The 16,728-nt window shown below is 65.3% G+C and carries 16 protein-coding genes; 11 read left to right on the forward strand and 5 right to left on the reverse strand.

The window, feature by feature from the left end; genetic code table 11:
- Nucleotides 1-3 precede the first annotated feature (3 nt).
- Both F2P44_RS20595 and F2P44_RS20600 read right to left on the reverse strand, forming a co-directional pair.
- Nucleotides 4-2,169 (reverse strand): phosphocholine-specific phospholipase C, encoded by a 2,166-nt coding sequence (locus tag F2P44_RS20595; protein WP_167088920.1) that lies wholly within the window; start codon nt 2,167-2,169, stop codon nt 4-6.
- A 41-nt stretch (nt 2,170-2,210) separates the two neighbouring features.
- Nucleotides 2,211-2,426, reverse strand: coding sequence for a hypothetical protein (locus F2P44_RS20600; RefSeq protein ID WP_167088921.1), 216 nt, complete (start codon nt 2,424-2,426; stop codon nt 2,211-2,213).
- Between the two features lie 450 nt (nt 2,427-2,876).
- Here F2P44_RS20600 and F2P44_RS20605 point away from each other — a divergent pair, with 450 nt between their 5' ends.
- From F2P44_RS20605 to F2P44_RS20640, 8 genes are all read left to right on the forward strand, one after another.
- Nucleotides 2,877-4,493 (forward strand): methyl-accepting chemotaxis protein, encoded by a 1,617-nt coding sequence (locus tag F2P44_RS20605; RefSeq protein WP_229423653.1) that lies wholly within the window; start codon nt 2,877-2,879, stop codon nt 4,491-4,493.
- Between the two features lie 165 nt (nt 4,494-4,658).
- The gene (locus tag F2P44_RS20610) at nt 4,659-5,657 is read left to right on the forward strand and encodes an LLM class flavin-dependent oxidoreductase (RefSeq protein ID WP_167088922.1); all 999 of its coding nucleotides are present in this window, start codon (nt 4,659-4,661) and stop codon (nt 5,655-5,657) included.
- A 57-nt stretch (nt 5,658-5,714) separates the two neighbouring features.
- Nucleotides 5,715-6,209: a Dps family protein gene (locus F2P44_RS20615; RefSeq protein WP_167088923.1), complete on the forward strand. Its 495-nt coding sequence runs from the start codon at nt 5,715-5,717 to the stop codon at nt 6,207-6,209.
- A 139-nt stretch (nt 6,210-6,348) separates the two neighbouring features.
- Entirely contained in the window at nt 6,349-7,119 is a 771-nt protein-coding gene (locus F2P44_RS20620) for a ParA family protein (protein ID WP_167088924.1), read from the forward strand.
- Nucleotides 7,120-7,195: 76 nt separating this feature from the next.
- Nucleotides 7,196-7,870: a type 1 glutamine amidotransferase domain-containing protein gene (locus tag F2P44_RS20625; protein WP_167088925.1), complete on the forward strand. Its 675-nt coding sequence runs from the start codon at nt 7,196-7,198 to the stop codon at nt 7,868-7,870.
- A 166-nt stretch (nt 7,871-8,036) separates the two neighbouring features.
- Nucleotides 8,037-8,474 (forward strand): Hsp20/alpha crystallin family protein, encoded by a 438-nt coding sequence (locus F2P44_RS20630; protein WP_167088965.1) that lies wholly within the window; start codon nt 8,037-8,039, stop codon nt 8,472-8,474.
- 13 nt (nt 8,475-8,487) lie between these two features.
- A complete protein-coding gene (locus tag F2P44_RS35665) occupies nt 8,488-9,219 on the forward strand; it encodes an Hsp20/alpha crystallin family protein (protein WP_229423654.1) in 732 nt (243 codons plus the stop codon).
- A 271-nt stretch (nt 9,220-9,490) separates the two neighbouring features.
- Complete coding sequence (locus tag F2P44_RS20640) at nt 9,491-9,844, forward strand: hypothetical protein (RefSeq protein WP_167088926.1); 354 nt, start codon at nt 9,491-9,493, stop codon at nt 9,842-9,844.
- 111 nt (nt 9,845-9,955) lie between these two features.
- Here F2P44_RS20640 and F2P44_RS20645 read toward each other — a convergent pair whose 3' ends face one another.
- Genes F2P44_RS20645 through F2P44_RS20655 form a run of 3 tightly spaced genes read right to left on the reverse strand, consistent with a single transcriptional unit; the run spans nt 9,956 to nt 12,147 of the window.
- The gene (locus F2P44_RS20645; protein ID WP_167088927.1) at nt 9,956-10,381 is read right to left on the reverse strand and encodes a BLUF domain-containing protein; all 426 of its coding nucleotides are present in this window, start codon (nt 10,379-10,381) and stop codon (nt 9,956-9,958) included.
- Nucleotides 10,382-10,400: 19 nt separating this feature from the next.
- Complete coding sequence (gene folE, locus F2P44_RS20650) at nt 10,401-11,108, reverse strand: GTP cyclohydrolase I (RefSeq protein ID WP_054266098.1); 708 nt, start codon at nt 11,106-11,108, stop codon at nt 10,401-10,403.
- A gap of 40 nt (nt 11,109-11,148) precedes the next feature.
- Nucleotides 11,149-12,147, reverse strand: a complete 999-nt coding sequence (locus F2P44_RS20655) for a MerR family transcriptional regulator (protein ID WP_167088928.1) — start codon at nt 12,145-12,147, stop codon at nt 11,149-11,151.
- Between the two features lie 185 nt (nt 12,148-12,332).
- Between F2P44_RS20655 and F2P44_RS20660 the strand changes: the two genes are divergently transcribed.
- The 3 genes from F2P44_RS20660 (at nt 12,333) to F2P44_RS20670 (ending at nt 16,661) form a co-directional block, all read left to right on the forward strand.
- Nucleotides 12,333-12,641: a PsiF family protein gene (locus F2P44_RS20660; RefSeq protein ID WP_167088929.1), complete on the forward strand. Its 309-nt coding sequence runs from the start codon at nt 12,333-12,335 to the stop codon at nt 12,639-12,641.
- A gap of 180 nt (nt 12,642-12,821) precedes the next feature.
- Nucleotides 12,822-15,287, forward strand: a complete 2,466-nt coding sequence (locus F2P44_RS20665) for an EAL domain-containing protein (RefSeq protein WP_167088930.1) — start codon at nt 12,822-12,824, stop codon at nt 15,285-15,287.
- Nucleotides 15,288-15,458: 171 nt separating this feature from the next.
- Nucleotides 15,459-16,661, forward strand: a complete 1,203-nt coding sequence (locus F2P44_RS20670) for an ammonium transporter (protein ID WP_167088931.1) — start codon at nt 15,459-15,461, stop codon at nt 16,659-16,661.
- The last annotated feature ends 67 nt before the right edge of the window (nt 16,662-16,728 follow it).

Genomic DNA, 16,728 nt, shown 5'->3' on the forward strand with positions numbered 1-16,728 from the left:
TGACTAATCGCCGGCCAGCGCCAGCCCGCCCATGGCCGGGTCGCTGACCGAATCCTTGCCCGTTTCCACGCGCCCGGCAAAGCGCCGCACGTAGCCGGGCAGTTCCGTCACGCGCACGCTGAAGTCGTACCAGTTGCCGCAGTCGCACAGCGGCCAGGCTTGCTCCGACAGCGCACCGGCCGCCACCGTGACGCTCCAGGCCGGCGCGTCGAGATAGGCGTTGGCCTTGAGTACGAAGGTGGCCGCCACGCTGCCATTGTTGCGCAATTTGGCCGACACGCCGCCGTTGGCAATGTCGTAGCACACCTGGATTTCCGGCTGCGGCCCCTGGCGCGAGGCGCTGCCGCTGAAGTGGCGGTGAAAGCCGTTCGGGCCCAGCACCCACAGGTCATACCTGCCCTGCTGGTCGCCCAGCGCCCACACCCCGTTCAAGTCCTTGTTCGCTTCCACCGTGTAGCGCCGTGGCGGCGTCTGTAACTGGTTCTGGTCGTACACATGGAATACCGCCGCCGCCGCTCCCGTGTTGGAAAACAGCAGCTCGACGTCCACCGTGTCCGGATGCACGCGCGCACTCACGTGCAGCTCGTACGGCAAGGCGCGCGATGGCCGCGTGCCGCTCGCCTGGGACGGCAGTTCCGGCAAGGGCGGCAAGTCCGGGGTGGTGGTGGCGCCCAGCGCGCGCGCGCGCGCGGCCAGCGCCTTGGTGTCCGGCAAGGCGCCGGAAAAGGCCGCGCCGTCCGGATCCTTGAAGTTGAATGCACTCATCAGGTCGCCGCAAACGGCCCGGCGCCACGGGGTGATGCTCGGTTCCATCACCCCGAAGCGCGTTTCGATGAAGCGGATCACGGAAGTGTGGTCAAACACTTGTGAGTTGACCCAGCCACCCTTGCTCCACGGCGAAATCACATACATCGGCACGCGCGGACCCAGGCCGTAGGGGCGGTGCATGAGCGCGGGCGCTTCCATCGTTTCGGTGGTGGCGAACTCGTGGTATTCGCCCACGGTGCTGACGGTGGAAGCGCCAGCGAGCACGGCTTGCCTCGCATCGCTGTGCCATTGCACGTACGATGGCGCGGCAGGCGGCGGCACGTGATCGAAAAAGCCATCGTTTTCGTCGAACATCAGGAACAGCACGGTCTTGCTCCAGACCTCGGTGTTCGAGGTCAGCGCGTCCAGCACGGCCGCCGTGTACTCGGCGCCCTGCGCCGGGCTCGATGGCCCGGGATGCTCCGAGCCTTCGGCGGTGGCGACGATGAACGAGACTTGCGGCAGCTTGTCGGCCTGCACGTCGAGTTTCAGCTGGTCGAGGTCGCGCGTGCTCATGCCCCGTTCGCGCAACTGCGGATCGGAGCCGGGCACATTGGCAAAGGCATCGCGGAAGCGCCTGAAGCCGGCCAGCGGGTTGTCGGTGAAGTTGTCGGCCATGTTCTGGTACACCTGCCAGCGTATGCCGGCCGCCTGCAGCCGCTCCGGATAAGTGATCCAGGCGTAGCCGCCGCTGGGATCGTGCTCGACGCTGTCGTAGCTGTTGCCGATCACGGGGCCGTTACCCTGCTTGAGCGGGTCATTGGCGCCGCTCCAGGCAAACACGCGGTTCGGATTGGTGCCGCCCTGGAACGCGCTGTGATAGGCGTCGCAAATCGTAAACGCGTTGGCCAGCGCGAACTGGAAAGGAATATCGGCTTCCTTGTAGTACCCCATCGAATGGTTTTGCTTGTGCGCCGGCCAGTTGGCCAGGATGCCGTGGTTCCACGCGTACTGCGCGTTCGGCCAGCTGTGCGGCGTGCCGGCCACCCGCATCGCATTGAAGCTTTGCTGGGTATTTAAGTGGAAGGGCGCGATCACGCGCGGCGCCGCCGCCACGCTGTCGTTGAGCTGGTACCAGACCCGGTGCTTGCCCATCGCGGCCGATGCCGGCAGCGGGATCGGGAAACGGTCGCCGAAACCGCGCACCCCTTTCAGGGTGCCGAAATAATGGTCGAAGGAACGGTTTTCCTGCATCAGGATGACGATGTGCTCGACATCCCTGATGGTGCCGGTGCGGTTGTTGGCCGCGACCGCGAGGGCCCTGCCTATCGCGGGCGGAAACATGGAGAGCGCCGCGGCGCTGCCGCCAATGCGGGCGGCCTTGCGCAAGAACGCGCGTCTGCTGTTGGGTGTGATCGTCATGGTCGGTAAAGCCTATCGGGTGGCGCGGGGGAAAACCGCGCTCATGGGGCGCAGCGCATGCTGGCGGACTTGGCGCTGCAGGCGCGCGAAGGGTCGGCGGCGCCAGGCGCGGGCGCGGGATTGTGCGCCACCGGCGTGGACGGGGCCGGGTCGTCGTTGCCGCAGGCGACAAGGCTGGCGCCCATCAGCGCGGCAAACAGGATGCGCGCAGCCAGCGGCATCGAACGGGGTCTTGGCGTGTAGTACAACATGAGCATGTCTTTCCTGGAAAATCATCTGGATCACAATCTATCGGACAAGCATAAAAGATAATATTGCCCTAATGTTACGACAAAGTGACTTCCGGGTGACTGCGCAATGACACATTATTTCCAGATATCCATTTTGGGCGCGCGCCGGCCTGTTGCTTTTCAGGCGGACCGCAGCGATTTCCGCCGCCACCGGCATCCAGTAATTGACTCTCCAATTTCTATAAAGTAATCTTTTTCATCGATATGTCATTTCCGGCCTGACAGCGGCGCCGATGCCGCTTTGCCGTCAAGCCGCCGGCGGCTGGCCGCGCTCACCCGCGCAAGGCACACCGGCAAGCCCGCAGCGATGCCGGCGCAATCGCTTTCTGTCGCCAGCCAGCCCCGGTGGCTTTCCAACAGCATCACGGAGCGCGGCGCCGATGCCGGGCTCGCAGAATGCACGTAAAGGATGTTGCCATGAGTATTCCCTTTCTTGAATCGATGAGCATCGCCAGGAAGCTCGCCACCCTGATCATCAGCAGCATCGTCGGCATCGCGGTGCTGACCGCCCTGTTCCTGGTATCCGAGAGGCGCCTCATCCTGGAGGAACGTGAAAACAATGTGCGCCAGGCTGTCGAAACCGCGCACGGGGTCGTCGCCTACTATCACGGCCTGGCCGAAAAAGGCGGCATGACCCAGGCCGAGGCGCAGAAAAACGCCCTGGCCGCCATCAAGGTGCTGCGCTACAGCAAGACCGAATACTTCTGGGTCCAGGACCAGACGCCCGTGGTGCTGATGCATCCGATCAAGCCGGCGCTCGACAACACCAACGTCAGCGCCAACACGGACCCGACCGGCAAACACCTCTTCGTCGAATTCGCCGACATCGTCAAGGCCAGCGGCGCCGGCTTCTCGTTCTACATGTGGCCCAAGCCGGGCAGCGACGATCCGGTCCAGAAAGTGTCCTACGTCAAGGGCTTCGCGCCCTGGGGCTGGATCGTCGGCTCGGGCGTGTACATCGATACCGTCGACACCGCCATCCGCGCGCGCCTGCTCACCTTTTCGCTGGGCGCACTGGCGCTGGCCGGGCTGCTGCTCGCGCTCGGCCTGGTGATCGGGCGCGGCCTGCTGCGCCAGCTCGGCGGCGAGCCTGGCTATGCGGCCGGCATCGCGCGCAGCATCGCCGAAGGCGATCTGAGCATTAATATCGACCTCAAGCACGACGATACCAGCAGCCTGCTGCACGGCATCCGCACCATGCGCGACGACCTGGCCAAGATTGTCATGCAGGTGCGCATGGGCACCGATACCATCGCCACCGCGTCGAGCCAGATCGCGTCCGGCAACCTCGACCTGTCCTCGCGCACCGAGCAGCAAGCCAGTTCGCTGGAAGAAACCGCAGCCTCGATGGAAGAGCTGACCGGCACCGTCAAGCAAAACTCGGACAATGCGCGCCAGGCCAACCAGCTGGCCGCCACCGCCTCCGAGGTGGCCATGAAGGGCGGCGTGGTGGTGGCCCAGGTGGTCGACACCATGGCCTCGATCAACGACTCGTCGCGCAAAATCGTCGACATCATCAGCGTCATCGATGGCATCGCCTTCCAGACCAATATCCTGGCGCTGAACGCGGCGGTGGAAGCGGCGCGCGCCGGCGAACAGGGCCGCGGTTTTGCCGTGGTCGCCTCGGAAGTGCGCAACCTGGCCCAGCGCAGCGCCGCGGCCGCCAAGGAAATCAAGGCGCTGATCGGCGACTCGGTCGAGAAGGTATCGGTCGGCAACAAGCTGGTGGCCGACGCCGGCGGCACCATGGACAATGTGGTGGCCAGCGTGCGCCGCGTGACCGACATCATGGCCGAGATTTCAGCCGCCAGCCACGAGCAGAGCGCCGGCATCGCCCAGGTTAACCAGGCCATCGCCCAGATGGATGCGGCGACCCAGCAGAATGCCGCGCTGGTCGAGCAAGCCGCCGCCGCCGCCGGGAGCATGCAGGACCAGGCCGCGCGCCTGTCGCAGGTGGTCGGCGTGTTCCGCCTGGACGGCATGGGCGGCAGCGGCGCCCCGGGACGCGCGCCACGCCAGGGACGGCTGAGCTGAAGCGCCACGCCGGGCGCCTGTCAATACAGCGCGCCCGCGCTCCGGGTGGCCTGACGGCATGGGGACGACACGCCTTTTAAACGGCACCCCCGTCCCCATGTGGGTAAGACTGCGCTGCCCAAGCAGAGGCCGCGCCGCCCCCCCTACCGTCCCAAGGCACAGATAATGATTCCCTTTTCCGTACTCGACCTGTCCCCGATCACCCAAGGCAGCAACGCGCGCGTCTCGTTCCAGAACACGCTCGACCTGGCGCAGCATGCCGAACGCTGGGGCTTTAACCGCTACTGGCTGGCCGAACACCACGGCATGCCGGGCATCGCCAGCGCCGCCACCGCCGTGCTGCTCGGTTATGTGGCTGGCGGCACCACCACCATCCGGGTCGGCGCCGGCGGCGTCATGCTGCCGAACCACTCGCCGCTGGTCATCGCCGAGCAGTTCGGCACGCTCGAGTCGCTGTATCCCGGCCGCATCGACCTGGGCCTGGGGCGCGCTCCCGGCTCGGACCAGGCCACCGCGCGCGCCATGCGCCGCAACCTGCAATCGGACGCCGACGAATTTCCGCAAGACGTGGCCGAGCTGATGGATTACTTTGCCGAGACCGCGCGCCGCCCGGTCATGGCCGTGCCCGGCGCGGGCCTGAAGGTGCCGGTCTGGATCCTCGGGTCGAGCCTGTTCGGCGCCCAGCTGGCCGCCCACCTGGGCTTGCCGTACGCCTTCGCCTCGCACTTCGCCCCGGCCCAGATGATGCAGGCGGTGGACTTGTACCGCGCCCAGTTCCGCCCGTCGGCCCAGCTCGACAAGCCCTACGTGATGCTCGGCTTTAACGTGTTCGCCGCCGATACCGACGACCAGGCCGCGCTGCTGGCCACCTCGATGCAGCAAGCGTTCGTGAACCTGCGCAGCGGCCGCCCGGGACGCCTGCAGCCGCCGCTGTCCGGCTACCTCGACGCCCTGGGCCCGCAGGAACGCGCCATGCTCGACCAGGTTCTGTCGTGCTCGGCCATCGGCGCGCCGGACACGGTCGCGCGCCAGCTGCGCCAGTTCATCGAGCGCACCGGCGCCGACGAGCTGATGATCACCTCGCAAGTGTTCGACCACCAGGCTCGCCTGCATTCCTACGAGATCGTCGGCCAGATCCATGCCGCCGCGCACGCGATGGCCTGAAATCGCCTATATTCTCCACCCTTTTCCCATCCACGCCTCATACAGGAGCATAGACCCATGAACAGCAAAACCTCGCCAGCCCCCATGGTCGACCTCGGCATTGCCGACGCCGACCGCAAGCAGATCGTCGAAGGCCTGTCGCGCCTGCTCGCCGACAGCTACACCCTGTACCTGAAGACCCACCAGTACCACTGGAACGTCACCGGTCCCATGTTCCAGACCCTGCACACCATGTTCATGACCCTGTACAACGAGCAGTGGCTGGCGGTCGACCTGATCGCCGAGCGCATCCGCGCGCTGGGTGAGCTGGCGCCCGGTTCCTACCAGCAGTTCGCCGCCCTGACCACGATCAAGCCGACCAGCGGCACACCCAACGCCAAGGACATGATCCGCGACCTGATGGAAGGCCAGGCCAGCGTGGTGCGCACCGCGCGCGCCCTGTTCAGCGTGGCCGAGCAAGCCAACGACCAGCCTACCTGCGACCTGCTGACCCAGCGCATGCAAACGCACGAAAAATACGCTTGGATGCTGCGCAGCCTGCTGGAAGACTGATCGCCCGGCGCCGGCCGTGACCACGTGCCCGGCCGGCGCCCGCCTGTTGCAACACATCGCATCAAGCGCACGCGCCGTCCCGATGCTGCATCGCAGCATGCTAGTATTGAGCAATCAATCACTTTCCCCGGGCCGGCAGATGAAACGTGTGATTTTCAACCAGAAGGGTGGCGTCGGCAAGTCGACGATCGCGGTCAACCTGGCGGCCATCGCGGCCCAGCAGGGCAAGAAAACCCTGCTGATCGACATCGATCCGCAATGCAACGCCAGCCGCTACCTGCTCGGCGCGGCCATGAACGAGGTGACGCCGACCATGGGCGCCTACTTCGAGCAAATGCTCAACTTCATCGTCTTTCCCAAACCGGCCAGCGAGTTCGTGCACCCCACGCCGTTCGAGAACCTCTCGCTCATGGTGTCGCACCCGGAGCTGGGCGACCTGCAAGCCAAGCTCGAATCGCGCCACAAGATCTACAAGCTGCGCGACACCCTGACCGAGCTGGCCAGGGACTTCGACGAGATTTTCGTCGACACCCCGCCCGCCTACAACTTCTTCACCCAGTCGGCGCTGATCGCCGCCGAGCGCTGCCTGATTCCTTTCGACTGCGACGATTTTTCGCGCCAGGCGCTGTACACCCTGGTGGCCAACGTGGCCGAGATCAAGGCCGACCACAACCCCGCGCTCGAGATCGAAGGCATCATCGTCAACCAGTTCCAGGCGCGCGCCCGGCTGCCGCAGCGCCTGGTGGACGAACTGAGCGCGGAAGGCTTGCCGGTGCTCGGCAACAAGCTGTCGAGTTCGATCCGCATCCGCGAATCGCACGACCGCAACCTGCCCATGATCCACCTCGACCCGCGCCACAAGCTGAGCCAGGAAATGCTGGCCCTGTACCACGAACTGCAAGCCGCATGAAAAGCTGCTGGACGACGCCGCAACGACATCTGTGCCACACTGCCAGGATTGCTTCTTTCCCAACACTGGAGTCCACATGAATGTATTGATGGTATTGACCTCGCACGATCAACTGGGCGACACCGGTCACAAGACCGGCTTCTGGCTCGAAGAATTCGCGGCGCCGTACTACGTGCTCAAGGACAAGGGCGTCAGCGTCGTGCTGGCCTCGCCGGCCGGCGGCCAGCCGCCGCTCGACCCCAAGAGCGATGAGCCCGATGCGCAAACCGACGCCACGCGCCGCTTCAAGCAAGACCCGGCGGCGCAAGCGGCCCTGGCCGCCACGCTCAAGCTGGCCGATATCAAGGCCGCCGAATTCGACGCCGTGTTCTATCCGGGCGGCCATGGTCCCCTGTGGGACCTGGCCGAAGACAAGCAGTCGATCAGCCTGATCGAAACCATGATCGCCGCCGGCAAGCCGGTCGCCGCCGTCTGCCATGCCCCCGGCGTGCTGCGCCATGTCAAGGGTCCGGATGGCAAGCCGCTGGTCGCCGGCAAGCGCGTCACCGGTTTCACCAACACCGAAGAAGAAGCGGTCGGCCTGACCAAGGTGGTGCCGTTCCTGGTGGAAGACATGCTCAAGGAACACGGCGGCATCTACTCCAAAGGCCCGGACTGGGCCTCGTACGTGCTGACCGACGGCTTGCTGGTCACCGGCCAGAATCCGGCCTCGTCGGAAGCGGGCGCCGAAGCCCTGCTCAAGCTGCTGTAAAGTCCCCCCTGCCGCGTGGCGCGCACCAGTTTCGCGCCACGGCGGCACACATCTTTGATCAAGCGCAAACACGCGCCGCCGAAACGCCCGCGCGTCACATGACGGCGAACCTCGCCCGGGGCGCAAGGTCAAACTCCCATTATCCACACGGGAGAACACCATGATGATGTATCGATCCATGTTTCCTGGCGATGTCTTTGGCGAGATGGACCGCCTTCAGCGCGACATCGAGCAAGCCTTCGACCTGGGACCCAGCATCCGCGGCCTTGGCCGTGGCGGCTTCCCCGCGCTCAACGTCGGCAGCACGCCGCACAGCGTGGAGATGGTCGCGTTTGTCCCCGGGCTCGACCCGGCCTCGATCGAGGTGCAGCTCGAACAAGGGGTACTGACCATCGCCGGCGAGCGTGCCGACGACTTGTCGAGCGCGCAGCAGCACGCCACGGTACACATCAACGAGCGCTTCGCGGGCCGCTTCAAGCGGGTTGTCAGCCTGCCTGAGGACATCGACCCCGAATCGGTGGCGGCACACTACCGCGACGGCGTCCTGCACGTCAGCGTGGCGCGCCGCGAGGCAAGCCAGCCGCGCCGCATTTCAGTGCACTGACCGGGAGGGCAGCATGACAACCAAGGAAAACGAACACGGCGGCACGGCGGGAGCTGGCGGCCAGGCAGGCAATCCGGCACCCATGGGCAATCCGGCCGATGCAGGGATCGCCGGCAGTACGGGCGGCATCGGCAATGCCGGCGCTGGCAGCAGCGCCACTAGTGGCGCCGGCAGCGAGGCAGGCGGCGAAGCGATAAGCGGATCGGGCGCAGGCGGCGGTGCGGCCGGTGGTTCTGCCAGCACTGGCAGCGGCCAGGGCAGTGCGGCGATGGCAGACGGAACCCGGAGCGGTCAAGGCGCTGCGGCCATGGAAGATGGCAACGCTAGCGCCCAGGGCACTGCGGAAGCGGGCGCCGGCGCGCTGACCCAATCCCGCTCCACAGACCAGACCGGCGGCACCGCCCTCGCCCGCAGCGGCGTCCTGATACCGCCGGTGGATGTGATCGAAGACGCCAACGGCATCACGCTGCTGGCCGACATACCAGGCGTCTCCCGGGACCAGCTCGACCTGCGCCTCGAAACGAACAGCCTCACCATCAATGGCACCGTGTCGCTCGACGTGCCGCCGGAAATGGAATCGCGCTACGCCGAGGTCAAGCACCAGCACTACCAGCGCAGCTTCGCGCTGTCCAGGGAGCTCGACGGCGAGCAGGCGAGCGCGGAGCTGAACCATGGCGTGCTCAAGATCCGCATCCCCAAGGCCGCGCACGCCCAGCCGCGCAGGGTTCAGATCAACGTCGCCTAGCGCGTCGCCTAGCGCGTCGCCTAGCGCGTCGCCTAGCGCCTCGCCTAGCGCCAGCGCACGGGCGCAGGCCAGCAATGCATGCTGGCCTGGCTACCCCGGATCGGATCCGGTCCGGGCGGCGTGCGTGCGTTCCGTTCAGTGACGTATCCCCTCATCGCGCGGCATGCAATGCACGCCACTGTACGTACGCGCCCCATCCATGTATTATCCGGCGCGGTACCCGCCCATGGGCGGGACGACTGGTCAAAACAACTATAACGAAAGAGAACTCATGAAAATCAAGATGCTCGTCATCGCAAGCGCCTTGCTTGCCAACGCCGCGATTGCCGGTGATGCCGACTTCACGCTGGTCAACAAGACCGGCTATCCGATCCGCGCGGTCCACATCGCGCCAGCCAAAAGCAAAACCTGGGGCAACGACCGTTTGGGCGAGGGAATCCTGTCACCCAACAAAGCGCGCCTGATCAAATTTTCAAGCAGGGCGCACTGCCTGCAAAGCCTGAGCATCACCTTCGACGACGATGGTTCGGAAGTCGAGTGGGATGAATTCGATTTGTGCGAGCTGAACAAGATCACGCTCAAATACAACCGCAAGACCGGCGACGTGTCGGCTGACGAAGAGTAAGCTTTTCCCCACGCCCTACCAGCGGCCCCTGTCGACGACGGGGTTCGCGGGCAGCCCCTGTCGACGACGGGGTTCGCGGGCGCCCCGGCCGCACCCTGTGCGGCCGGTCCCCTACGGGTGGCCGACCACCGACGCGCTGGCCATCAACTCGTCGACCAGCGCCAGCGAATTCTTGCCGGACATGGCATGCGGGTTCAGCCCCGGCAAATCGGAAAAACGCAGCAGGGTCGATGGATTGATGCGCGCCAGGTTCGCCTTGCCCATGGTCCAGCCGGCATAGCGGCGCTCATTGATTTCTTCGTAGTGCAGCAGCACCACATCGGTGTGGCGCGGATCGCGCACGATTTTCGCGTACAGCGCGTTGATCGCCTCGCGCCCGCCTTCGAGCACTTGCATGTACACCTGCTCGCTGTGGCACAGGATGCCCGTGATGCCCTGGGCGGGATTGTGCGCGTGCGACTGGCACATGATGTCGTGGATCGTATCGGGCTGCGGCGCGGCGATGGCGCGGCTGGCGTACAGGAGACGGACGAGCATGGTGTGATTCTCCGAAAGGTCAGCGTTTAATCAGGGACAAAAACTCGCGCCGCAGCGCCGGATCTTTCAAGAACGAGCCGTGCATGACGCTGTTGATCATTTTCGCATCCATATCCTTCACGCCGCGCCACTGCATGCAAAAATGGTCCGCTTCCATCACCACGGCCAGGCCATCCGGCTGCATCTTTTCCTGCAACAGGTCGGCCAGCTGCACCACCGCTTCTTCCTGGATTTGCGGACGGCTCATGATCCAGTTGGCAATGCGCGCATATTTCGACAGCCCGATCAGGGCCGAATGCTCGTTCGGCATCACGCCGATCCAGACCTTGCCGATCACCGGGCACAGATGGTGCGAACAGGCGCTGCGCACCGTGATCGGGCCGATGATCATCAGCTCGTTCAAATGCGAGGCATTCGGAAATTCGGTCACCGGCGGCATCGGCACATAGCGCCCGCCGAACACTTCGTTAATGAACATCTTGGCCACGCGGCGCCCGGTATCCTGGGTATTGTGGTCGCTGACGGTATCGATCACCAGGCTTTCGAGCACGCCTTGCAGCTTGGCGCTGACTTCATCGAGCAGCTCGTCGAGTTCGCCCGGCTCGATGAAACGCGCGATATTGTCGTTGGCGTGGAAGCGCGTCTTGCTGGCGACCAGGCGCTCGCGGATGCGCTCCGACACCGTCACGGTGCTCGGTTGGTATTCGGTAGTCAATCCGTTCGACATGCTCAGTTCCTGTGAAAGATGATAAAAAGTGCGGTCCGGCTCACGCCAGTCCATCCGGCAGCGGCAAGCCCTCGGCCCGCGCCAGCCGTTCCAGTGCGTTTTCCAGCAGGGTGCGCGCCTGTGCCGCCGCCTGGCCCAACTCCTGGTGCAAGGCGGCATCGCCCGGATTGCGCGATCCGCACTGCGCGCTGTAGCGCTCGAAGCTGCCGATCATCATCAGGATATCGGCCAGATGGCGCGGACACTCGCACATCACGCTATTGCTGGCCGCCGCCAGGGCCGCGAGCGCCTGGTCGTCCAGGCGGCGCGCCGCCAGCGCTTCGCCGCAACGCGGCGAAGCGCCCCTGGCCGCTGCCGCAAGATGCGCGCGCCGCGCCGGAAAGGCCACCTGGCACAGCAATGCCACCTCGGCCATGTCGGACGGCGCGCGCGCCACCAGGCAGCCCAGGGCGCGCAAATGGCGGATCGTGGCGCTGGCGCAAAAACGGTACAGTACCACCACCGCCGGCGTGCCGCACGCCAGGCGCACGGCGGCCACCTGCGGCAAGGCCGAATCGTCCAGCTCGGACAATTCGATCAGCAGCACATCGGCGGCCACGCCGCGCAAGGCGCTAGCCGCCTCATCGAGGCTGGCGCAGGACTGGCGCACCTCGAGCGCGAGCCGCTCGCGGCCACCGGCGGCCAGCTGGCGCGCCAGTCCGGCACCCACCACCGCCACCCGGATCGGGCCGCTGGCCCCGGTGTCGGGTACCAAGGGCTCGGCCAGATGCTGGAGCTGGTCGAGCGGCAGGCGCGCCATGGCGCCGATCGGATGGCCCTGGTCGACCAATTGCTTGATCAGGCTCAGCCTGCGCACCTGGGCGCTCGAATACAAACGCTGCCCGCGCGCCGAGCGTTGCGGCTCGGACACGCCATAGCGGCGCTCCCACACCCGCAAGGTTTCGACGGGCAAGCCCGCCAGGCGCGCGGCCACCCCGCTGCGGTAAGCGCCAGTCTCGTCGGATCGCACCGTATCGTGCTCGGTGGAAGGTGTATTCATGGCGTCATTCTTCCTGTTGAACCGCTTATGAACCGTGAAAAAGCAATTATACCGCTTCAAATCATGGACAGCAGGAAGTGCCCCAAAAAGCCCTGGCGGCAAGAAAAAGTGGTGGCGGCGCAGCCATCTGACGTATATTTACTCCGTTGCACTCCGGAATAACCTAACCATTGAGGACGACCCCGATGAAAAACATGTTGATGACCTGCGCCCTGCTGGCGTTCACCAGTGCCGCCTTCGCCGCGCCCGAAGCAGCGGCGCCGGCGCCCAAGTCGGCCCAGCAAAACAAGATGGTGACCTGCAACGCCGACGCCAGCGGCAAGAAAGGCGACGAGCGCAAGACCTTCATGAAGGAATGCCTGAGCGCCAAACCAGCGGCCCCGGCCGCCACGCCCCAGCAAAACAAGATGAAGACCTGCAACGCCGAAGCCACCGGCAAAAAAGGCGACGAGCGCAAAGCCTTCATGAAAACCTGCCTGAGCGCCCCGAAATAAGTCTCTGCGCCCGGTGCCAGGCCTGGCACCGCGACGACACTCCCGTCCGCCTGGCTGCCAGCGCCGCCGGATCAAAATAATTTTCCACAAGACTGCACTTTTTTTCGGCACGGCTGTCCAATACGATTGGCGGATGCGCGGCGCGCTCTGCCCCCTCTGCCGCAGGGAGGCCGTGTGACGATGCTAGCTGCCTTACCCGACTCCATCCCCGAGGTCACGATCGACGCCTTGCTGGAGCATATCGTCCTGATCGACCAGCGCGGCACCATCTTGTCGGCCAACAAGGCATGGCGCGACTTTGCCCAGGCCAACGGCGGCGATCCGGCCCTTGTCTGCGAAGGCATCAATTACCTCGACGTGTGCGACCGCGCCGCCTCGGACGGCTGCGGCGACGCCGCCCCGGTCGGCCTGCTGCTGCGCGACACCCTGGCCGGGCGGCGCCGCAGCGCCACCTTCGACTATCCCTGCGACGCGCCCGGCCAGCAGCGCTGGTTCTCGCTCAAAATCACCGCGCTCGACCATGCCGGGGCGCCGGCCGTGGTGCTGGTGCATGACAACATCACCGAACTGAAAATCTGCGAACAACAGATCCAGTTCCAGGCCAGCCTGCTGGCCTCGGTCGAGCAAGCCGTCATCGCCACCGACCTGGCCGGCTCCATCCTGTACTGGAACCCTTTCGCCGAAAAGCTCTACGGCTGGCCGGCCGCCGACGCGCTGGGACGCAACATCGTCGAGCTGGTCCCGGCCGAAAACTGCACCGAGCGGGCCGCCCAGATCATGGCACGGCTGCAAGCCGGCGGCAGCTGGTCGGGCGAATTCCTGGTGCGCCACCGCAACGGCCGCACCTTCCCCATGCACGTGACCGATTCGCCGATCCGCGACGGGCAGGGCCGCCTGATCGGCATCATCGGCATTTCCACCGACATCAGCGAATGGAAAAAGACCGAGCGTGCGCTGAACCTGTCGGCCATGGTGTACGAGGCGATCGGCGAAGCGATCATGATCACCGAGCCCAACGGCCGCATCGTGGCCGTCAATCCCGCCTTTATCCGCCTGAGCGGCTACACCGAACAGGAATTGATCGGCCGGCCGGCCAGCATGCTGCTGGCCGGCGCGCTGGGCCAGGTCCACAACGGCGACATGCTGCAGCGCCTGGAAAAGGCGGGCCATGCGCAGGGCAAGGTGTGGGCGCGCCACAAGAACGGCGACGAATGCGCCGAATGGCTGCGCGTGGACACCATTTACGACGAGCGTGGCCAGGTCAAGTTCCGCGTGAACATGTTTTCCGGCATCACCGACCAGAAACTGGCCGAAGACACCATCTGGCGCCAGGCCAACTTCGATTTCCTGACCGGCTTGCCCAACCGCAGCATGTTCCATGACCGCCTCGAACACGAACTGCGCAAATCGCGCCGCTCCGGCCTGCCGCTGGCGCTGATGTTCATCGACATCGACCACTTCAAGGAAGTCAACGATACCCTCGGCCACGATAGCGGCGACAAGCTGCTGCGCGAAGTGGCCGCGCGCCTGTCGGCCTGCATCCGCCAGGCCGACACCGTGGCGCGCCTGGGCGGCGACGAATTCACCGTCATCCTCGGCGAGCTCGACGACCTCGACAGCGTCGAGCGGGTGGCCCACGCCATGCTGGCCGCGCTGGCCGAACCGTTCGCCATCAAGGCCGAAACCGTGTACCTGTCCGGCAGCATCGGCATCACCCTGTTCCCGCACGACGCCACCGACGTCGACACCCTGCTCAAGAATGCCGACCAGGCCATGTACGCGGCCAAGAACCGCGGGCGCAACCAGTTCGGCTACTTCATGCAATCGATGCAGCGTGCCGCGCAGAAAAAGATGCGCACCCTGAACGACCTGCGCGCCGCGCTCGCGCAGGACCAGCTGCGCGTGCTGTACCAGCCCATCGTCGACCTCGCCAGCGGACGCATCCGCAAGGCCGAAGCCCTGCTGCGCTGGCAGCATCCGCAGCGCGGCCCGGTCAGCCCGGCCGAATTCATTCCGCTGGCCGAGGAATCGGGCCTGATCGTCGGCATCGGCGACTGGGTATTCCAGCAAGCCTTCCACCAGGCCATGCGCTGGCGCGGCAGCATCGATCCCGACTTCCAGATCAGCGTCAACATGTCGCCGGCCCAGTTCCGGCGCCACTCGCCCGGCGCCAGCCACGCCAGCCATCCGCCGCACGTGCGCGCCCATCCGGTGCTGGGGCGCTACGTCGGCACCGAAATCGTGGTCGAAATCACCGAAGGCATGCTCATGGAATCGACCTGCAGCATCCGCGAACAGCTGCTCTCGTTCCGCGAAAGCGGCATCCAGATGTCGATCGACGACTTCGGCACCGGCTATTCCTCCCTCTCCTACCTGAAAAAATTCCACATCGATTACCTCAAGATCGACCAATCCTTCGTCCTCAAGATGGTGGCCGGCTCGGACGACCTGGCCTTGTGCGAAGCCATCGTCGTCATGGGCCACAAGCTCGGCATCAAAGTCATTGCCGAAGGCGTCGAAACGCAGGAACAGCGCGACCTGCTGACCGCCGCCGGCTGCGATTTCGGCCAGGGCTATCTGTTTTCCCGGCCGCTGAGCGCGCCCCAGTTCGACCTTTTGCTGCGCGGGCACGATCGCGGCGCCTGAGGCGCACCAACATGGATGCGCCGCCGTGGTGCACGGCCCCTGGGCGGTGGCGCGCGGGCGGCCGCATTTCCCCATGAAATCAAGCGCTTGGCCGCTCGCACCAAAATGGAACGATTATTGCTTTCTTTAAGGGCAGTAGCACTTTCATGCACCTTTATCGGGAATCGTCCAATGAACGGAACCAACCACGCCGCCGACGCGCTTTTCATCTTGCTCGGCGCCATCATGATCCTGGCGATGCACGCCGGCTTCGCCTTCCTGGAACTGGGAACGGTCAGGAAAAAAAACCAGGTCAACGCCCTGGTCAAGATCCTGGCCGACTTCGCCGTCTCCACGATTGCCTATTTTTTCATCGGCTACGGCATTTCCTACGGCGTCGATTTTTTCGCCAGCGCCGAGGTGCTCGCGGCGCGCAACGGCTACGAGCTGGTCAAATTCTTCTTCCTGCTCACCTTCGCCGCCGCGATTCCCGCCATCATTTCGGGCGGCATTGCCGAGCGCGCCAAGTTCCATCCCCAGCTGATCGCCACCGCCTTGCTGGTCGGCTTCATCTACCCGCTGTTCGAGGGCATCGCCTGGAACCAGCGCTTCGGCATCCAGGCCGCGCTCAAGGCCGCCTTCGGCGCCGAGTTCCACGACTTCGCCGGTTCGGTCGTGGTGCACGCCGTGGGCGGCTGGATCGCCCTGCCCGCCGTGCTGCTGCTCGGTGCGCGGCGCGGGCGCTACGGGCGCAACGGCGCCATCGCCGCCCATCCGCCCTCCTCGATTCCCTTTCTCGCGCTGGGCGCCTGGATTTTGGCGGTGGGCTGGTTCGGCTTTAACGTCATGAGCGCGCAAACGCTCGACAAGATGAACGGCCTGGTCGCCGTCAACTCGCTCATGGCCATGGTCGGCGGCACCCTGGCCGCGCTGCTGCTCGGCAAGAACGATCCCGGCTTCACCTACAACGGCCCGCTGGCCGGACTGGTGGCCGTGTGCGCCGGTTCCGACCTGATGCACCCGCTCGGCGCGCTCGCCACCGGCGCCATCGCCGGGGCGATTTTCGTGGCCATGTTCACCCTCACCCAAAACCGCTGGAAAATTGACGACGTGCTCGGCGTGTGGCCGCTGCACGGCCTGTGCGGCACCTGGGGCGGCATTGCGGCCGGCGTGTTCGGCCTGAAAAGCCTGGGCGGCCTCGGTGGCGTATCATTCGCCTCGCAACTGGCGGGCACCGTGCTCGGCGTGGCCATCGCGCTGGCCGGCGGCTACCTCGTGTACGGCGTGCTGAAAAGGACCATGGGCTTGCGGCTCGATCCGGAACAGGAATTCCAGGGCGCCGATTTGTCGATCCACCACATTTCATCGACCCCGGAGCGTGAATCGAACTGGTAGCGCGCACATGGGGGAGAACCTTGCAACATTAGCCATTGCAAACTAAAATCAGGCGAGCATGCACACC

Origin of the sequence: Massilia frigida, from assembly GCF_011682175.1 — a bacterium.
Taxonomy (GTDB): domain Bacteria; phylum Pseudomonadota; class Gammaproteobacteria; order Burkholderiales; family Burkholderiaceae_D; genus Telluria_A; species Telluria_A frigida.